This is a genomic window from Nonomuraea sp. NPDC050022, from assembly GCF_044460705.1.
Taxonomy (GTDB): domain Bacteria; phylum Actinomycetota; class Actinomycetes; order Streptosporangiales; family Streptosporangiaceae; genus Nonomuraea.
On record NZ_JBITKE010000001.1, the window covers coordinates 1216296 to 1235998 of the forward strand.

The 19703-nt window shown below is 69.8% G+C and carries 13 protein-coding genes; 8 read left to right on the forward strand and 5 right to left on the reverse strand.

What is annotated here, in order from left to right:
• Window positions 1-108: 108 nt before the first annotated feature.
• The 4 genes from ACIBO2_RS05280 (at window position 109) to ACIBO2_RS05295 (ending at window position 3713) form a co-directional block, all read left to right on the forward strand.
• Window positions 109-1005 (forward strand): ATP-binding cassette domain-containing protein, encoded by an 897-nt coding sequence (locus tag ACIBO2_RS05280; RefSeq protein ID WP_357942680.1) that lies wholly within the window; start codon window positions 109-111, stop codon window positions 1003-1005.
• Window positions 1002-2111 carry an ABC transporter permease gene (locus ACIBO2_RS05285; RefSeq protein ID WP_397295501.1) on the forward strand — a complete coding sequence of 370 codons (1110 nt, stop codon included), beginning with the start codon at window positions 1002-1004 and terminating at the stop codon, window positions 2109-2111. The genes ACIBO2_RS05280 and ACIBO2_RS05285 overlap by 4 nt, the downstream gene beginning before the upstream one ends.
• A gap of 25 nt (window positions 2112-2136) precedes the next feature.
• Window positions 2137-3306 carry a sensor histidine kinase gene (locus tag ACIBO2_RS05290; protein WP_397295503.1) on the forward strand — a complete coding sequence of 390 codons (1170 nt, stop codon included), beginning with the start codon at window positions 2137-2139 and terminating at the stop codon, window positions 3304-3306.
• Window positions 3307-3395: 89 nt separating this feature from the next.
• Complete coding sequence (locus tag ACIBO2_RS05295; protein ID WP_358537204.1) at window positions 3396-3713, forward strand: STAS domain-containing protein; 318 nt, start codon at window positions 3396-3398, stop codon at window positions 3711-3713.
• Between the two features lie 201 nt (window positions 3714-3914).
• Here the strand turns inward: ACIBO2_RS05295 and ACIBO2_RS05300 are convergent, their stop codons facing one another.
• The 5 genes from ACIBO2_RS05300 to nucS form a co-directional block, all read right to left on the reverse strand.
• The gene (locus tag ACIBO2_RS05300) at window positions 3915-4538 is read right to left on the reverse strand and encodes a TetR/AcrR family transcriptional regulator (protein ID WP_358537207.1); all 624 of its coding nucleotides are present in this window, start codon (window positions 4536-4538) and stop codon (window positions 3915-3917) included.
• A 63-nt stretch (window positions 4539-4601) separates the two neighbouring features.
• Window positions 4602-6074, reverse strand: coding sequence for an aldehyde dehydrogenase family protein (locus ACIBO2_RS05305; protein WP_358537210.1), 1473 nt, complete (start codon window positions 6072-6074; stop codon window positions 4602-4604).
• Window positions 6075-6111: 37 nt separating this feature from the next.
• Window positions 6112-6672 carry a GNAT family N-acetyltransferase gene (locus ACIBO2_RS05310; RefSeq protein WP_358537213.1) on the reverse strand — a complete coding sequence of 187 codons (561 nt, stop codon included), beginning with the start codon at window positions 6670-6672 and terminating at the stop codon, window positions 6112-6114.
• A 3-nt stretch (window positions 6673-6675) separates the two neighbouring features.
• Window positions 6676-7980 (reverse strand): carotenoid oxygenase family protein, encoded by a 1305-nt coding sequence (locus ACIBO2_RS05315; RefSeq protein WP_397295506.1) that lies wholly within the window; start codon window positions 7978-7980, stop codon window positions 6676-6678.
• A 74-nt stretch (window positions 7981-8054) separates the two neighbouring features.
• Window positions 8055-8717 carry an endonuclease NucS gene (gene nucS, locus ACIBO2_RS05320; RefSeq protein WP_358537218.1) on the reverse strand — a complete coding sequence of 221 codons (663 nt, stop codon included), beginning with the start codon at window positions 8715-8717 and terminating at the stop codon, window positions 8055-8057.
• 134 nt (window positions 8718-8851) lie between these two features.
• Here nucS and ACIBO2_RS05325 point away from each other — a divergent pair, with 134 nt between their 5' ends.
• The 4 genes from ACIBO2_RS05325 (at window position 8852) to ACIBO2_RS05340 (ending at window position 19691) form a co-directional block, all read left to right on the forward strand.
• Complete coding sequence (locus tag ACIBO2_RS05325) at window positions 8852-9142, forward strand: ATP/GTP-binding protein (RefSeq protein ID WP_358537223.1); 291 nt, start codon at window positions 8852-8854, stop codon at window positions 9140-9142.
• A 64-nt stretch (window positions 9143-9206) separates the two neighbouring features.
• A complete protein-coding gene (locus ACIBO2_RS05330) occupies window positions 9207-9911 on the forward strand; it encodes an alpha/beta fold hydrolase (RefSeq protein ID WP_358537226.1) in 705 nt (234 codons plus the stop codon).
• 369 nt (window positions 9912-10280) lie between these two features.
• On the forward strand, window positions 10281-13388 hold the full coding sequence (locus ACIBO2_RS05335; protein WP_397295509.1) for a LamG-like jellyroll fold domain-containing protein: 3108 nt from the start codon (window positions 10281-10283) through the stop codon (window positions 13386-13388).
• Window positions 13389-13553: 165 nt separating this feature from the next.
• Window positions 13554-19691: an RHS repeat-associated core domain-containing protein gene (locus ACIBO2_RS05340; RefSeq protein ID WP_358537231.1), complete on the forward strand. Its 6138-nt coding sequence runs from the start codon at window positions 13554-13556 to the stop codon at window positions 19689-19691.
• Window positions 19692-19703 lie beyond the last annotated feature (12 nt).

Consider the following 19703-nt stretch of genomic DNA (forward strand, 5'->3'; position numbering starts at 1 on the left):
AAGTCACCCGGAACGGACGCGGGGCGCATACGGCGTCGGTGATTTCCACGACTACCAGCGTGGGGCGCCACCCGAGACGATTGCTTGCATGACGAAGGAGAGGATCTGATGCTCGAGATCAGCGAGCTGCGTAAGCGCTTCGCCGGTGGGCCGGACGCGCCGGAGGGCAAGGTGGCCCTCGACGGGATCAGCTTCGCCGTACGGGCGGGCGAGATGTTCGGGTTCGTCGGCGCGAACGGTGCCGGCAAGACGACCACCATGCGGATCGTCATGGGTGTGCTGCAGCCCGACGAAGGCTCGGTCGGCTGGCAGGGCCGGCCGCTGGAGTACAACGACCGGCGGCGGTTCGGCTACATGCCCGAGGAGCGGGGGCTGTACCAGAAGATGCGGGTCGCCGAGCAGGTCGAGTACTTCGGCCGGCTGCACGGCATGGACGCCGCGGCGGCCAGGACGGCGGCCGGCGACCTGCTGGAGCGGCTGGGCCTGACCGAGCGGCGGGGTGACGCGGTCGAGGCGCTGTCGCTGGGCAACCAGCAGCGCGTGCAGCTCGCGGTGGCGCTGGTGCACGATCCCGAGGTGCTGGTGCTCGACGAGCCGTTCTCCGGGCTCGACCCGATCGCGGTGGACGCGCTGGCCACGGTGTTGCAGGAGCGGTGTCGCGGGGGCGTACCGGTCATCTTCTCCAGCCATCAGCTGGAGCTGGTGGAGCGGCTGTGCGACTCGGTCGGCATCGTGTCGGCGGGCCGGATGGTGGCCAGCGGCACGGTCGGCGATCTGCGGGCGGCGGAGAGCCGTACGCTCCGCGTCGTGGTCCGCGACCCGGCGCCCGGGTGGGCCGACGGCCTGCCGGGCACCGTCACCGTCACCGGCGACCGGCACGTGCTGCTCACCACCGACGGCGACGGCCAGGAGATCCTGCGCCGCGCCATGAAGGCCGGGCAGGTCGAGCACTTCGGCGCCGAGCAGCCGACCCTGACCGAGATCTTCAAGGAGGCCGTGGCGTGAACAGCGTGATGCTGGTGGCGAGGCGCGAGATCACCACCCATATCCGGACGAAAGCCTTCGTCATCGGACTGCTCATCACCGCCGCGCTGGTGGGCGCGGTGGCGTTCGCGCCGAAGGTCTTCGACCGCCCCGACTCGTACAAGATCGGCACCGTGAACTCCCAGCAACTGCCGCTCAAGGCGGCCCTGCCGGAGGCGGAGTTCGAGTGGCGCGCGTTCCCCGACGAGGCGGCGGCCAGGAAGGCGGTGCTCGACGGCGACGTGGACGCGGCGCTGGTGAACAACGCCAAGGTGCTCACCGACGGCGAGATCGAGTCCGAGCTCGGCGTGCTGCTGCAGAGCACCAACCGGGAGCTCAAGCTGGGCGCCGCGGGCGTGTCGATCCCGCCGCTCCAGATGGTGTCCGTGGGTGCCGACACCCGCTACCAGGCCGCCAGGACCGGGATCGCCGTGGTCCTCGTCCTCGTGCTCTTCATGCTGATCATCGGACAGGTCATGATGGTCGCCATGGGAGTGGTGGAGGAGAAGGGCAGCCGGATCGTGGAGATCCTGCTCAGCTCGGTCCGGCCGTGGCAGCTGCTCGCCGGCAAGATCATCGGCCTGGGCGTGCTCGGCCTGATCAACCTCGTCACGATCCTGGTGGTCGGTGTGTCGGCCTCGCTCGCCTCAGGCATCGCGGTGGACTTCCCGCCCGGCCTGCCGGGGATCGTGGCGGGAGTGCTGCTCTGGTTCGTGCTCGGCTACGCCTTCTTCGCCACACTCGCGGCCGCGCTGAGTTCGCTGGTCTCCCGGCAGGAGGAGGTGAGCAACGTGATGTCGCCCCTGACCATGCTGATCATGGTGACCTATTTCGGGGCCTTCTATGTCACCTCCGACCCCACCGGGACGCTGGCCAGGGTCGCCTCGCTCGTCCCGCCGTTCTCCTCGATGGTCATGCCGGTGCGGATGGCCGCGGCCGACGTGCCGCTCTGGGAGATCGGGCTGTCCACGGTGCTGATGGTGCTCGCCGTGGTGGGCGTGCTGTCCTTCGGCGCGAAGGTGTACGAGCGGGCGGTGCTGCGGACCGGGGCCAGGGTCAAGCTCGGCGACGTGCTGCGCGCGAAATAGCCTGAAATAGATGGGCGCGAAATAGATGGATGCGATCAAGCGAGCGCGGCGCATCTCCCTGTGCGTGCTGAACTCCATGATCGTGATGACGTGGATCGGCATCACCCTGGCGACCATCGGTGGCCTCGCCACCGGCACGGTTTCCTTGCTGCGTATCGTGCCCGCGACGATCGCCTTGATCGTTTTCACCTGGCTCTTCCTGCGCATCACCCGCGCCGCCCTGGAGCGCCGCTACCTCATGAGAGAGGTGGCGGCGGCCGGTGCTCTCGCCGTCCTCGCCGCGGCGTTGGGGGGCGCCGACCCGTTCGGATGGGGCTTCGGGCTGCTGGCCTGGGTGTCGGTGGCGCTGATCGGCATCCGCGCGTGGGCGGCCGTGGGACTGGCGGCGGGTACGGCCGTGGTCGGCACCGGGCTGGGCATCCTCTCCCTCCTCATGGGACGGCCCCTCCTGTCGATCGCCGTTCCCTACGACAATGGGGCGGTCTTCTTCCTGGGCCTCATCTACGCGGTCATGTGCGCCCTGTTGCCGCCGTCCAACCGGTTCTGGGCGTGGATCTACACGCTCGCCGTACAGGCCCACGAGGGCAGGGAAGCGCACACCCGGCTGGCGGTCGCGGAGGAGCGGCTGCGCTTCGCCAGGGACCTGCACGATCTCGTGGGGCACCAGCTCTCGGCCATCGCGGTCAAGACCGAGCTGGCCGTGCGGCTGTCGGGCGCCGACGCCGTCGCCGCGAAGGCGGAGATGGTGGCGGTGAACACACTGACCAGGACGGCGCTGCGGGAGCTGCGCCAGGCGGTGCGCGGCTACCGCGAACTTGACCTGAGCGCTGAGCTGAATAGCGTGAAAGGCGTACTCGAAGCGGCCGGCGTCCGCTGCGAGCTGCGATTGCCCTACCGCGAGCCGCCCGGCGGCGTGGCGCCCGTGTTCGCCTACGCGGTCCGCGAGGCGGCGACGAACGTGCTCAAGCACAGCACGGCCTCGTTCTGCGAGATCACGCTCCGCTTCACCGAGGAGGAGGCGGAGCTGAGCGTGCGCAACGACGGGGTGGTCCGCCATCAGGTGTCCGACCTGGGCAGCGGCCTGACGGGCATGGGGGAGCGGCTGGCGGACATCGGCGGCAAGGTGACGGCCCGTCCCACAGGCGATGGGGAGTTCCTTCTGCGGGCGGTTGTGTCACTTCCGCTGCGTGGGTAGGGGGACGGTGCCGGGTTCACCTCGGCGGACGCCCTGCGGAAGGGTATGAATACGCCGCGTGAGGTGTGCGGCGTGACTGAGGAGGTGGCATGCGCGTCCGGGGCAATCCCAAGGCCCAGGTGGTGCGGATCGGAGCGCGGCTCGACGCGGGCACGTCGGCGGGGGTGCGGGAACGTCTGCACGACGCGGTCGACTCCGGCGAGGGCGACCTGATCCTCGACCTCTCCAAGCTGGAGATGATCGACGCCACCGGTCTCGGGGTGCTCGTGGGCACGCATCGGCGCGCGCTCAGCGTGCAACGCCACCTCGTTCTTCGGGGGGTGCCACCGCGGATCATGCGGGTCTTGGCGGTGACCCGGCTGAATCGGGTCCTGCGGGTAGAGGTTCAGGCAGTCGCGGTGGCCTGAAGCGGCGCCCGGCGGGTGCTCGGGGGTGCGCCGGGATGTCGCGATATATAGGGGCGAGCAGCGATCAGCCGCTGCTCGCCCTCTTTTCCCCGGCCATACTCCCACACGCGGTAGTAGTTTCTGGAACTCAGATATCACCCTTTAGCTTGGTGATTATCTCCTTACCAGATCGCCAGATAAACACGAACCGTAATCAGCGCCTCACCGCGAACGGAGGGATCTGCCGAAGATGTGTACGGCCACACCGACCAGTTCGTCGATGGACGGCGGCTCCTCCGACAGCAGCCATTCGATGAGCAGCTCTTGTAGCGCTCCAATAACCCCGAGCGCCACCAGGCGCCGATTCGGTTCGGCGGCCAGGGGGAATTCCGCCGCCGCCTCCTCGACAAGCCGGGCGAAGGAGTCGACGGCCCGCTGCCGGGAAGCGGTCAGAATGTCGCCCGACCTGCGTACCTCAAGGTGCATGATGCGGGCGCGACGCCAGTCGGCCGTGGAGAACTCGATATACGCGCGAATCCCGGCCTGCATCCTGTCGTCCAGGGTCGCAGGCGCCTCTTGTAACGCCTTGGCCACAACTGCGAGGGTTTCCTCCGCGCACCGCTCGTGCAGCGCCTGAAGAAGTTCCTCACGGCCGCCGAAACATTCGTAGAAGGCGCGGTTCGAGATCCGGGCCTCCGAGCACAGCCTTTCGATGGTCGTAGCCACGAAACCTGGCTTCGCGTATAGCGTGTAGGCGGCTGTCATCAGCCGCTCGCGTCTGTCCGCCAGCCTTTGCTCAGCCGACATTCCCCGGTAAGACCGGTTCACATTCCACCCGTCCAACATGATCGTGGCCCCCAGAGCACACAATTATGGACGGATGATCCGTTTTGGGAAAGAGCATATACTTTATCTCTTACGTCGGCCGTGCAAGAACGTGACAAGCCTGATCAGCCGCTCAAGCTCAGCGGGGGCTCTGCTGAACGAAGTCAGGTTCATGCCGGGCATCGCGAAACGTTGGCGGCTGATCGCTTTGGGCCTGGCGAACTCCCGCAACCCGTCGGCCCCGTGGATGCGCCCGAAGCCCGAATCGCCGATTCCGCCGAACGGCAGCGCGGGCACTCCGGCGAACGAGATGACCGAGTTGACGGCCGTCATCCCGGTGCGCATCAGCCGGGCCAGCTCCGTCGCCCGACGCGCGTTTCCGGAGAAGACCGTGCCGGCCAGCCCATATGCGGAGGCGTTGGCCAGCTCCAGCGCCTCCCGCGCGTCGCGGGTGCGCCGCACGGTGATCGTCGGGCCGAACGTCTCCTCGCGCACCGCGGGGGAGTCCTCCGGCACGTCCTCGACGATCACCGGGTCGACGTACGGCGCCCGCACCGACTCGGGGCCGCCGGTCACGACTTTTCCGGACTTGGTGGCGTCGTCGATGTGGCGCCGGATGATGTCCAGCTGGCCCGGCATGGTGATCGGCCCGTAGTCCGCGCCGGCTCTGACCGTGGCGACCCGGCCCGACAGCTCGCGCATGAAAGTTTCATAGACCGCGTCCACGACGTACACCCGCTCGACACCTACACACGTCTGCCCGGCGTTGGACATCGCCCCCCACAGGCAGGCGTCGGCGGCGGCCTTCAGGTCGGCGTCGGCGTCGACGATGAACGCGTCCTTGCCGCCGCACTCGGCCACGATCGGCGTCAGGTTCTCGGCGCAGGCCGCCATGACCCGCTTGGCCGTGGCGGTCGAGCCGGTGAAGGCCACCTTCTTGACCCGCGGGTCCTTCGCCAGCAGCGCGCCCGTCTCCCCGAGCCCGGTCACGGTCTGGAACACCGGCTGCTCCGGCACCGACTCGGCGAACAGCTCCGCCAGACGTACGCCGACGCCGGGGGTGAGCTCGCTGGGCTTGAAGACGACCGCGTTGCCGGCCGCGAGCGCGTACGCGATCGAGCCCATCGGCGTGAAGACCGGGTAGTTCCACGGCCCGATCACGCCGACCACGCCCAACGGCAGGTATTCGAGCGTGGCGGCCAGGTTGAGGCCGATCATCCCGGTCGAGACGCGGCGCCGCCCCAGGACCTTGGCCGCGTTGCGGGCCGCCCAGTCGAGGTGCGTGATCGCCAGCACGATCTCCAGCGTGGCGTCGCCGACCGGCTTGCCCGTCTCCTCGTGCACGAGCCCGGCCAGCTCCTTGAGGTGCTGGGTGAGCACGGCCTTGTAGTCGAGCAGGCGGCGCCTGCGCTCGGCGGGGGCCAGCCCGGCCCACCAGGTCGCGGCCTGCTCGGCCCGGCCGATGGCATCGCGGACGCCATCGGCGGACTGCTTGGGGTGACTTCCGACGACCTCGCCGGTCGCCGGGTTCAGTGAGTCGAACGTCAGCGTGGTCATGGCGTCACCCTAGACCGGTAAGCCGTCACTTACCAGCTCAGGACGCCGCCCGCCACATGCCCCACACGGGCGGCCCGTCGGGGAGCCGGAACTCTTCGGTGACGTGGAATCCGTACTTCTCGTAGAGCGACACGTTGGACTCCTTGCTGCACTCCAGGTAGACGGGCAGCCCGGCGCATCGGGCCAGACCGGTTCGCAGCAGCGCCCCGCCCACGCCGCGGCCCCGCACTTCGGGCAGCGTGCCGATCTGCGCCAGGTACCAGTGCGGCTCGGCGGGCCGGTGCGCGGCGAACGCCTCCTCCAGCACCATGCCGTACGACACCCGCTCGCCCATGGCCTCGACGAAGCCGGGCAGGCCGGCCTCGTCCGGCTGGTGACCCGGCGGATCCCAGAGCGCGGCCCCCGCCATCGCGCCCTCGGCGTCGTAGGCGGCCTCGGTGATCGCGTGGCTGTAGCGGGCGAGCGTGGTGAACATCAGCGCCGTGCCCGGATCGTCCGGCAGCAGCCACCTGACCACCGGGTCATCGTGGAAGGCCCTGGCCAGCACCTCGCCGGCCAGTTCGGTGACGGCCGGGTCCGCGACGAGTGCGAGGTCCATGGCTCAGCCCTCCGCCAGCCACGTCCCGTGGAAGCCGGCCGGAACGCGCTGCGGCAGCCGGATCGACGCCACGTCCGACAGGTCGCTCGCGTCGAGGACCAGCAGCTCGGAGCTGCCGCCCGTGGTGACCACCGACAGCAGCCAGCCCTCGTCCTCGGCCCGTGCTCCCTCGGCTGCCACGAACACCGCCTCGCCCGTGTCGTCGCCGGTCACCCTGACCTGGGTCGTGCCGGTCCGATGGTCGTACTTGACGATGGAGTCGCGGCTCACCGTGTAGAGGTAGCGGCTCGCGCGGCCGAGCAGGGAGTCGTCGAACGTGGGGAACTCGATGCCCCGGTCGTCCCGCGCCTCCTCCTTGACCAGGCCGGACGCCGGGTCGAGCGTCCACTGGTGCAGTGTCGCGGCGCTGATCGTGGCCGCGTGTCTGGCCGGGTCGCCGGTGTTGCCGATGCGCGCCCAGACCCGGGTGAAGGACTCCCGCGAGTAGCGGGCGCCGTTGAGCACGATCCGGCCGTCCGCGTCCTCCCACGCGTTGCCGACGTGGAAGACATAGCACGGGTCGACCTCGAACCACTGGGTCGGGCCGCCCTGTCTGGGCGTCACGCCGATCCGCGCGCCGTATCCGTCCTCCCAGGCGTACGGCATGCCGCCTGCGCGCCCGGCCTCGAACACGAAGGGCAGGTCCAGCCAGACCAGGTAGTGCTCGGTGACGGCGAAGTCGTGCATCATCGTCGACTTCGGCACCTCGATCTCCCGGCTCTCCACCAGCTCGCCGCCCGCCGACAGGCGGTGGTAGGTGACGTACGGCGGGGCGTAGCCGTAGCCGAAGAAGTGCAGCTCGCCGGTGGCCGGGTCCTCCTTGGGATGCGCGGTCATGGCCGTGGTCAGCCGCCCGCCGAAGTCGCACGGGCCGACTGTGGCCAGTTCCGGCGTCATCTCGTACGGCAGGCCGTTCTCGACGAGCGCGAAGATCCGGTCGGCGTGCCGGATCACGGAGGTGTTGGCCGTGACGGCGGCCAGGTCGATGCCGCGCTCGCCGATGAAGGGCGCGTCGTCGGTGAACTTCTTGGTGCGGACCCACCGGTTTCGGTACCACTCCGCCCGGCCCCGGTCGATCCGTACGCCGTGCAGCATCCCCGCTCCGCCGAACCAGTGGCCGGGGTCGAAGCCCGGCTTTGGATTGGGTCCGTTACGGAAATATCGCCCGGTCAACTCGGCGGGCAGGGCGCCGGAGACGGGGAGGTCGTGGGCTTCGGTCTCGGCGGAGACGGGGGCGAGGTTGCCGCTCAGGTAGAAGGGCGTCGTCATATCACGCTCCAATCTTGATAGGTCAAAACTAGAATGTCTAGTCATGACATGTCAACACAGGAACGTCGCTGAGATCAGAAGAGCGTGGGGTTCTCCGGTTCGATCCCGCGCAGCGCGTCGTAGTCGAGTGTGACGCAGTGAATGCCCCGGTCGGTGGCCAGCACGCGGGCCTGGGGCTTGATCTCCTGGGCGGCGAAGACGCCGCGGACCGGGGTCAGCAGCGGGTCGCGGTTGAGCAGCTCCAGATAGCGGGTCAGCTGCTCGACACCGTCGATCTCGCCGCGGCGCTTGATCTCGACCGCCACCGTCGCGCCGACCGCGTCGCGGCACAGGATGTCGACCGGGCCGATCGCCGTCATGTACTCGCGGCGGACCAGCGTGTAGCCGGCGCCCAGCGTCGTGATGTGCTCGGCGAGCAACTCCTGCAGGTGCGCCTCGACGCCGTCCTTGATCAGGCCGGGGTCGACGCCGAGCTCGTGACTGGAGTCGTGGAGGACCTCGTCCATCGTCAGGACCAGCTTCTCGCCGGACTTGCCGTGGGTGACGGTCCAGGTCTGGCCGTCCTCCTTGAGCTTGCACGGCGGGTTCATCCAGTTGAGCGGCTTGAAAGCCCGGTCGTCGGCGTGGATGGACACGCTGCCGTCCGCCTTGATGAGAATGAGCCTCGGCGCCATCGGCAGGTGAGCCGTGAGCCGTCCGATGTAATCCACGCTGCATCGCGCGATGACCAGCCGCATGACGGCCAACCCTACCGGCTCTGGAAAACTGGACGCATGGCGTTCGCGATGGTGGGAGTGGTCGCCCCCGGCCCAAGGGGCGCGGGGGCCGGCGAGATGTCCGTACGGGCGGAGCCATTCGTACGGGCGGAGCCATGAGCCCGCGCCGCGCCCGCCGCAGGGAGTCCGCTCGCCCGCTCGGCCTGCCCGGAGGCATGGAGCGGGTGGAGGAATGGCCGGACGGCGACTGGAAAGTACGCATGCTCACCGGCTCCTCCTCGACCAAGGACTACCGTTGCCCCGGCTGCGACCAGGAGATCCGCGGCGGACAGCCGCACCTGGTGGCCTGGCCGAGCTGGAGCGGGGGCGACGACGAGCGCCGCCACTGGCATCCGGCATGCTGGCGAAAGCGACTGGATCGCGGCCCCGGCCGCAGCCGCTACTGAGCGGCCCAACCTCCCGCCCCCAGCCCCCGCCCCCAGGGGCAAGATCACACTGAAGGGACCGACCTTGGAGATTCGCGCGGCGACGGTGCTGCCCGCCCGGCGAGAGCCGATCGAGTTGCACACGGCCGACGGCCAGACCCTGGTCGGGGAGCTGGCCCTGCCCCTCGACCGGCCCCCCGTGGCGACACTGGTCACCTTCCACCCGCTGCCCACCCATGGCGGATTCATGGACAGCCATGTCTTCAAGAAGGCGGCCAACCGCCTGCCCGCCCTGGCCGACCTGGCCGTGCTCCGCTTCAACACGCGCGGCACCTCCTCCGAGCGCGGCACCTCCTCCGGCACCTTCGACGGAGGGGAGGGGGAGCGGTTCGACGTGGCGGCGGCGCTGGAGTACGCCGAATACCACGACCTGCCGCACGTGTGGGCGGTCGGCTGGTCGTTCGGCACCGAGCTGACGCTGAAATGGGCCCGCGACCCGCTCGTGGAGGGCGCCATACTCCTGTCGCCGCCGCTGCACCGGGCCACGGACGAGGACCTGGACGCGTGGACCGAATTCGGCCGGCCGCTGGTGGCGCTGGTGCCGGAGTTCGACGACTACCTGCGGCCCGAGGAGGCCAGGCGGCGCTTCGCGCGGGTGCCGCAGGCCGAGGTCATCGGGGTCGACGGGGCCAAGCACCTGTGGGTGGGCGAGCCGTACGTACGCATCGTGCTGGATCAGATCGTCAGCCGGGTGAACCCGGCCGCGGCCCCGCTGCCCGTCGACGCCTGAGTTGGCGATTATTTTCGGACATCGTGCAGTTCTTGATGAAATCCGCCGAAAGATCTAGACGAATCGTCTGTGCCGGGTGACAATCCGATCGTCAATTGAAGATCGAGGAGACGCCGAGCGGGCCTGACCTGCGTGGCGTCTCTTGCTCAGCAGCGGCGAGGGTGAATGCGCGTAGTTCGTGGGCTGGTCGTGGTGATGTTGGCAGGGGCGGTAGTGGCAGGGCCCCTTGATCATCTGGACGCCGTCGCCAGTGCGCGACACAAGAGCACGGACACTACCCTTCGAGAACAGAGCACGAACGGAACCCCCGGGGAGAGGTCCGCTCTCGCCCTGGCCCGCCGGGGCGGCCGGCCGGTCGAGGTGGCGGCGATGCGCACCGAGACGCGCCAGGTCTTCGCCCAGCCGGGCGGCACTCTCCTCCTGGAGCAGTACGCGCGGCCGGTACGCGTCCGCAAGGCGGGCGGCTGGGTGGCCGCGGACGCGGCACTCCGGTTTCAGCCGGACGGGACGATCGCCCCGGTCGCCACCTCGGTGGATCTCCGGTTCTCCGGCGGGGGCGGCGCGCCGCTCGCCCGGATGGCCCGCGGCGGCAAGGCGATGGAACTCAACTGGCCGGGGCAACTGCCCAAGCCGACGCTGAGCGGTGACACCGCGACCTACACCGAAGTGCTGCCGGGCGTGGACCTCCAGGTGAAGGCGGACGTCGACGGCTTCTCACATCTCCTGGTGGTCAAGTCGCGGGCGGCGGCCGAGAACAAGGCCCTGACCGAGCTGAGCTTCCCGATCTCGACCACCGGCCTGTCGATGAAGTCCACCGAAGGCGGCAACCTCGAAGCCAACGACGCGAACGGCGGTACGATCTTCACCGCCTCGCCGCCGATGATGTGGGACTCCTCCGGATCCTCGGCCGCGCGCACGCTGGCCGCCGGGGAAGGCTCACCAGCCGACGCCCGGCACGAGGTGATGGGCCTGCGGCTCGTGGGCAAGAAGCTGCTGCTCAAGCCGCACCGCGGCATGATCGAGGACCCGGCGACCCGCTATCCCGTCTACCTCGACCCGTTCTTCTCGGCGGCCCGGGGCGCGTGGACCTCCGTCTGGAGCAACAACCCCACCTCTAACTTCCTGAACGCCAACGACGTCGCCAGGGCGGGACACGTCCCCGGGCAGACCAACAGGTCGTTCTTCCAGATGAACACCGGCTCGACCATCCACGGCAAGCAGATCATCAAGGGGACGCTGCGGACGTACGAGACGTGGTCCTACTCGTGCACCAAGCGGCCGGTCGAAGCCTGGTCCACCAACTCCATCAGCAAGGCCACCACCTGGAACAAGCAGCCGACGTGGGTCAAGCTCCTCGACACCCAGAACGTGGCTAAGGGCTGGGGATCGTCCTGCCTGCCCGGCGGCGTGGAGTTCAATGTCACCAGCCAGGTCGTGGATGCCGCCGCGAAGAGCTGGCCCAACATCACCATCGGGCTCAGGGCGACGGACGAGGGCGACAACTACGGCTGGAAGAAGTTCAAGAACAACCCCAGCCTGGTGATCGAGTACAACTCGCTGCCGTCCGCGCCCGTCGCCGCCGACATGTGGTCGGACCCGGGAGGCGCCTGCGTCTCCGGCGACGCGCGCCCGGTCATCGGCGGCACGACGCCGAAGCTGTGGGCCAAGCTGCGTGACGTCGACAACTCGGTCAAGGGCCGGTTCGAGTGGTGGACCGAGGCCGGTGTGAAGGTCAGCGAGTACGTCACCGGGCTGCAGAGCACGGGCAGCGCCTTCTACGCGCAGGTTCCCGCGGGCGCCTACGCCGACGGTTCGGTGATCCGTTGGCGGGTCCGCGCTGAGGACGGCAAGGCCAACAGCGCCTGGGGCCCCTGGTGCGAGGCCACGGTCGACGCCTCCGCCCCCGGCAAGGAGCCGGGCGTGACGTCGTCGCAGTATCCCGAGGGCGGCTGGAACGACGGCGTCGGCCGGGCCGGCTCCTTCACCTTCACCTCCAACGGCGTCTCCGACGTCGCCACCTACGTCTACGGGCTCGACACCACGCCGAAGACGGAGGTCGCGGCCGGGCAGGCGGACGGCACGGCGACGATCCAGCTGACCCCGCGGCACGACGGCCCCAACGTGCTGTCGGTACGCAGCAAGGACCGCGCCGGACAGCAGGGCCCGATCCGCACCTACCTGTTCAACGTCAACGCGGGCACCGGCCCCGACGGCCACTGGGCACTCGACGAGGGCCAGGGCACCGTGGCCGCCGACCGTACGAGCGCCCACCACGCCACCCTGTCCGGCCAGGCCACCTGGACGACCGGCAGGACCGGGCTGGGCCTGCGGCTGGACGGAGTGAGCGGCCAGGCGCAGACCAACGGCCCCGCCGTGTCCACCCAGGGCAACTTCACCGTCACCACCTGGGCCCGGCTGACCAGCGCGAACGCCACCGCGACAGCGGTCAGCCAGGGCGGTACGCGGGCCGGCGGCTTCGCGCTGCAGTACTCCAAGGCCGACGACCGCTGGGCGCTGAGCCGTACCGTCGCGGACGCAGACGGGGCGCAGAGCGTGCGCGCGCTGTCGGCGGCGGCGCCGAGGCTCGGCGAGTGGACCCATCTCACCGGCGTGTACGACGCGGCGGCCAGGGAGCTGTCCTTGTACGTCAACGGACGGCTGGAGTCGACGGTCCCGTTCACCCAGCCGTGGGACGCGGCCGGGGCGCTGGCCATCGGCAGGGGGACGGTCAACGGCGCGGCGGCCGAATTCTGGCCCGGCGACCTCGACGAGGTCCGCGTCTATGGGCGGGCCATGTTCGCCGACGAGGTCGCCGATCTGGTGAACAGCGCCGCGACGCTGGTCGGGCACTGGAAGCTGGACGAGGAGTCCGGCACCACCGCCGCCGACTCCTCCGGCAAGGGCACGGCCGCGACACTGGCCGGCGCCGCGACCTGGGGTGAGGGCTGGCTGGACGGCGGGCTGGCGCTCGACGGGGTCAACGGCCACGCGCAGGCCGGCGCGCCCGCCGTCAACACCAAGGCCGGGTTCACCGTCGCGGTCTGGACGCAGCTCGACTACCTGCCGACTCGTGACGCCGCCGCGGTCTCCCAGTCCGGCACCCGGGCCAGCGGTTTCCAGCTCGGCTTCGACAAGGAGCAGGGGCGGTGGGTGCTCGGCATGGCCGCCGCCGACACCGACACCGCCGCGCTGGTGCGCACGCGCTCCGACGCCGTACCCGCGCCGATGGAGTGGACCCATGTGGCCGGGGTCTATGACCCGCTCCAGGGCGAGCTGCGCGTCTACGTCAACGGCCGCCTGTCGACCAGCACCATCACCGACCACGTAAGCGCGTGGAACGCCACCGGCCCGCTGCAGCTCGGCCGGGCCAAGACCGCGGGCGTCTTCGCCGGCTACTGGCCGGGGACCGTGGACGACGTCCGCACCTATGACGGTGTCCTCAACGCCGAGCAAATCTCCCAACTAGCCGCCCAGTAATCCCCCCATAGACCTAGCCGCCCAGTAACCCCCCATAGACCGGGAGAGGTCGAAATGGATCAACCGAGCGAGTTAGACCTGCCGGAAGCCTACTGGAATCGTTTACAGACACCCGCGAAACGGTCGTCGTGGCCCCGCCGGCTGGCGGCCACACTGACCGTGGTCATGGTCTCGACACTGGTGTCGGGGATGCCCGCCCAGGCCGCGACCCGTTCCGCGCCGAACGTGCAGAAAGAGACGCCGGTAACCGGGAAGAAGGTCCCGGTGCTGCCGCCGCAGGCCGATCCGGCGCAGAAACAGGCGTGGAAGGCGCCACCAGGCACGACCTGGCCGAAGGCGCAGACGGTCGAGCTGACCACGACCGGCGACGCGCAGGCCAGAACGCTCGGCGCCGACACCTTCCCGATCCGCCTGGCCGCCCCGAAGGCGGGCACGAAAACCGCCAAGGCGGCGGCCTCTCCCACCCCCGCCCGGGTCGAGCTGCTGGACCCCGCCCAGACCCAGCGGGCCGGCCTGCTCGGCCTGGCCCTGCGGGTCTCACCGGGTCAGGGACTGGCGGCCAAGAGCGGGAAGACCCGCCTGGCGATCGACTACTCGGGCTTCCGCTACGCCTCCGGCGGCGACTACGGCGCCCGGCTGCGGCTCGTACGGCTGGACGAGTGCGTACTGACCGCCACCGCGACCGGCTGTCCGCAGCCGCAGCCGGTGCCGGGCGACAACGACACCAAGGCGGGCACGCTGACCGCCGACGTGGACATGCCGGCGATGTACGCGCTGACGGCGGCCCCTTCGGGCTCGTCCGGCGATCACGCGGCCACCTCACTCGCCCCTTCGGCACAGTGGAGCGTCGGCGCCCAGTCGGGTGACTTCAGCTGGGGTTACGAGCTGCGCGCGCCCCCCGCGCTGGGCGGTGATGAGCCGGACCTGTCGATCGACTACTCCTCCCAGAGCGTGGACGGCCGTACCGCCTCCACCAACAACCAGCCCTCCTGGGCCGGTGAGGGCTTCGAGCTGAACCCCAGCGGCTACGTCGAACGCCGCTACAAGTCCTGCATGATCGACGGCAAGAAGACCGGCGACCTGTGCTGGGACCAGGACAACGCGACGCTCTCCCTCGGGAACTCGGCCGTCGAGCTGGTCAAGGACGCCACCACCAAGCTGTGGCGCCCCAAGCGCGACGACGGCACCCGGATCGAATACCTCACCGGAGCCGTGAACGGCGACAACAACGGTGAGTACTGGCGCGTCACGACCGCCGACGGCACCCAGTTCACCTTCGGCCTGAACCGCCTGCCCGGCTGGGCCACCGGCAAGCCGGAGACGAAGTCGGTCCAGACCGTGCCGGTCTTCGGCAACAACAGCGGCGAGCCTTGCTACAACAGCACCCCGGCCAACGCCTGGTGCCAGCAGGCCTACCGGTGGAACCTGGACTACGCGGTGGACACCCACGGCAACGCCACCACCTACTGGTACGCCCTGGAGAACAACTACTACGGCCGCAACATGAAGCCCGAGCTGGGCACCCTGTACGCGCGCAGCGGCTACCTCACCCGCATCGACTACGGCTACCTGCAGAACGAGCTGTTCACCAAGGCGCCCGCGGCCCGCGTGGTCTTCGACGTGGCCGAGCGCTGCCTGCCCAGCGGGACGATCACCTGCGCCGCCGACCAGCTCAAGAAGGAGACCGCGAGCAGCTGGCCGGATGTCCCCTTCGACCAGATCTGCGACTCCGGTGTGAAGTGCACCGACCGCCTGTCGCCGACGTTCTTCACGCGCAAGCGGCTGTCCAAGGTCACCACCCAGGTGGTCAACACCGACACCGCCAAGTGCGGCGGCGCGCAGTACTGTCCGGTGGACTCCTGGACGCTGACGCACCAGTTCCCCGCCACCGGTGACGGCCTCAGCCCGTCGCTGTGGCTGGCCTCGATCCAGCAGAGCGGCCACGTGGGCGGCACGATCACGCTGCCGAAGATCACCTTTACCGGTGTCCAGCTGCCCAACAGGGTGGACGCCAACGAGGGCCGCGCCCCGCTGGTCAAGTGGCGCGTCCAGGGCGTGAACAACGAGAGCGGCGGCGAGCTGCGCGTCAACTACGCCCCGGCCGACTGCAAGCCGGGCGACCTGCCGGCCGCCGACAAGAACAACAGGCGCTGCTTCCCGCAGCGCTGGGCCCCGCCGAACGAGGCCGAGGTCACCGACTGGTTCCACAAGTACGTGGTGACGCAGACGGTGGAGGCCGACCGGGTCGCGGGCTCGCCGAACGTGGTCACCGACTACGAGTATCTGGACGGCGGCGCCTGGCGCTACGCCGAGAACATCCTCGTCAAGCCCGAGCACCGCACCTGGTCGGACTGGCGCGGGTTCGGCCGGGTACGAGTGCGCGAGGGCGACGGCCAGGACACCAAGCGCACGCTCACGGAGTTCAGGTACTTCCGCGGCATGGACGGCGACCGTCAGGCCGACGGCTCCAAGCGCAGCGCGCAGGTCGTGGACACCGAGGGCGGCAAGCTGGACGACCTCGACCAGCTGTCCGGGTTCGAGCGGGAGGAGATCCTCTACGACGGCGACGGCGGGGCCATCCTGACCGCGACCGCCGAGGAGCCGTGGTCACTCAAGACCGCCGAGTCCACGCAGGGCGGAGTCACCAAGACCGCGTACGCGGTCGAGCCCAAGTCGATGGTCACCCGCACCGCGTTGAGCGGCGGCAAGTGGCGGCGTACCGGCGAGGAGCGCGCGTACGACGCCAAGGGCCTGCTGACCCAGGTGGAGGAGAAGGGGGACCTGGCCAGCGCCGACGACGACCAGTGCACCCGCTACACCTACGCCCGCAACGACACGGCCTGGATGCTCGACTACACCAGCAGGATCCAGAAGGTCGCCGCCGGCTGCGGCACCGGAGTGTCCGCGCTGGCCGCCGGTGACGTGATCTCCGACCAGCGGGTCCAGTACGACGGCAAGGCGTACGGCCAGGCGCCGAGCAAGGGCGACGTGACCGCCGTCCAGCTCGCCACCGGGGACGGCACGACGACCACCGACAGCACCCACACCTACGACACCTACGGCCGCGAGACCAGCGAGACCGACGCGGTCGGCACCAAGTCCGTGACCACCTACACCCCGACCGCGGGCGCGCCCGCGACGGAGATCACGGAGACCAACCAGCTCGGCCACGTCGACCGCACCCTGCTCGAACCGGCCTGGGGCGAGCCCGTCGCCGAGATCGACGCGAACAACCGGCGCGTCGACATGGAGCACGACGCGCTCGGCCGCCTGGTCAAGGTCTGGCAGCCCGACCGGAGCAAGTCGGCCGGGCAGACGCCGAACACCGAGTACTCCTACCTGATGCGCAACGACGGCCCCAGCGTCGTCACCACGAAGACCCTGCGCGCGGACGGCGGCTACACCACCAGCCACGAGCTGTACGACGGTCTGATGCGCGAGCGCCAGACCCAGGAGCCCGCGCCCCGCGACGACCAGACGCAGGACCCCGCGCTGCGTGACGGGCGCACGATCACCGACACCGTCTACAACTCGCTCGGCGAGGCGGCCAAGTCCAACACCGGCTACTTCGCCACCGGAACGCCGTCCACCGATCTGCTCGCGGTGGCCGACGCCGACGTGCCGACCCAGGTGGTGTCGTCCTTCGACGGGGCCGGCGACGTCAACGCCCAGGTCCTCAAGGCGAAGGGCGTGGAGAAGTACCGGGTCAGCGCCACGCAGGAGGGCGACCGGATCCACGTGACGCCGCCGCCCGGTGGCACCGCGACGACCCGCATCGGCGACGCCGACGACCGCCTCATCGAGCTGCGCCAGTACAAGGGCGCGACCCCGACCGGCGAGTACGAGTCCACCAAGTACACCTACGACCCCGGGGGACAGCTGTCCACCGTGACCGACCCCGCGGGCAACGTGTGGCGCCACCACTACGACCTGCGCGGACGGGAGATCAAGACCGAGGACCCCGACAAGGGCGTCACCTCGATGACCTACAACGACGCCGACGAGCTGGTCACCACGACCGACGCCCGTGGCAAGACCCTCTGGTACGGCTACGACGAGCTGGGCCGTAAGAAGGAGCTGCGTGACGGCTCCGCGACCGGTCCGCTGCTGGCCGAGTGGAAGTACGACGCGCTGGCCAAGGGCCACCTGAACGCCAGCATCCGCTACGCGGGCGGGCAGGCGTACAAGGCGGAGATCAACGCCATCGACACGAGCTACCGCTCGCTGCGCCAGACCGTCACCGTCCCCGAGCGGGAGGGCAAGCTGGCCGGTTCGTACCAGCTCAACACCCGCTACACGCTCGACGACCAGGTCCAGTCCGTCAGCTTCCCGGCAGCGGGCGGCCTGGCGGAGGAGTCGGTCGTCTACTCCTACGACGAGCTCAGCCAGCCGACCAAGGTCACCGGCCTGTCGTCGTACGTGACCGCGACCCGCTACTCCAAGCTGGGCGAGACCCTGCAGTACGAGCTGGGCACCGGCGGGAAGAAGACCTGGCTCACCTACACCCACGACGAGGCCACCCGCAGGCTGACCAGGATGCGGCTGGACAGGGAGAGCGCGGCCGCCACCGACCTCGACCTCAACTACACCTACGACGCCGTGGGCAACGTCACCAAGATCGCCGAGCGGGCGGGCGGTCAGGACACGCAGTGCTTCAAGTACGACCATCTGCGCCGCATGACCTCGGCGTGGACGGCCACCGACGACTGCGCCAGCGGCACCCCGCAGTCGGACAAGATCGGCGGTGTGGCCCCCTACGCGACCAGCTACACCTACGACGCCACCGGCAACCGGACCAAGGAGACCAAGCACGCCTGGGGCGGCGCGGCCGAATCCGTCCGCACCTCCGCCTACCCGGCGGCGGGCGGCAAGCAGCCGCACGCGCTCCAGAGCGTCGGGGCGGACGTGTTCGCCTATGACGAGGCGGGCAACACCACCAGGCGCAAGGTCGGCAACTCCGACCAATCCCTGGTCTGGGACGCCGAGGGCAACCTGGAGTCGGTGACGGAGGCGGGCAAGACGACCTCGTTCGTGTACGACGCGGACGGCGAGCGGCTGCTCCGCAAGACCACGACCGACGCCACCCTGTACGTCGACGACATGGAGCTGCGCTTCGACTTCGCCAAGGACGCGGTCGAGCAGACCCGCTACTACACCATCAACGACCAGCCCATCGCGGTCCGCACACCGGACAACCAGGTCTACTTCCTGGCCAACGACCACCAGGGCACCGGACAGGCCGCGGTCAACGCCGGGACCGGTGAGCTGGCCATCAGGAGGATGACGCCGTTCGGCGAGGACCGGGGGTCGCCGCCACCCTGGTGGCCCGGACAGCGCGGATTCGTCGGCGGCGGCAACGACCCGACGACCGGGCTGGTCCACCTCGGCGCCCGCGAGTACGACGCCAAGAACGGCCGCTTCCTGTCGGTCGACCCCATCATCGATGAGGAGGACCCGCAGCAGCTCAACGCCTACGCCTACGCCAACAACAGCCCCGTCACCATGAGCGACCCCGACGGGCAGCTGTTCTGGATCGCCGTCGGCATCGCGGCCAGGATCGCGGCCCGGATCATCGCCAGGAAGCTGGCCCAGGCGGCGGCCAGGCGGGCGGCACTCGCGGCGGCACGGGCGGCGGCCAGACGCGCGGCCATCGCGGCGGCCAAACGCAGGGCGGCGGCACTGGCCAGGAAGAAGGCCCTGGAGCTGGCCAAGAAGAAGGCCGCGGCGGCGGCCAAGAAGAAGGCGTTGGCGGCGGCAAGGAAGAAGGCGGCCGAGAAGGCCAAGAAGGCCGCTGCCGCGGCGGCGAGACGACGGGCCGCGGCGGCGGCGAAACGGCAGGCCAGAAGGGAGGCCGCGGAAGCGGCGGCGAAGAGGCGGGCCGCGGCGGCGGCCAGGGCGCGAAACCACCGGGCCGGCCGGCTCCCGCGCGGGATCCAGCAGGCACGGCAGCGTCCGGCGCACCGGCCGACCAGCCAACGGGCGGTACAGCGGCAGTCGCCGCCCAGGGCGAGCCGGCAGCCGGCACAGCCAAGACCGAGCCAGGTCTATCGCAACGACGGCACCACGCAGCCGACCCAGTCCTACACCGTTTACGGCAACGGCAGGATGTACCCCGAAGGTCGGCCGCCGACGAACCTCCCGCAGCGCGCCGGCGCCGGGCAGGGAGAGAAGCAGCTCTGGAGGAATGAGGAGATCGAGTTGACCAGGAGGTCCGGCGCGATCGCCGAGCTGGGCGCCCGAAGCCAGAAGATCGTGGACAACGTCATCGACACGATCGACACCATCCTGGGTGGCTTGGGTTAGCACCCTGGCCAG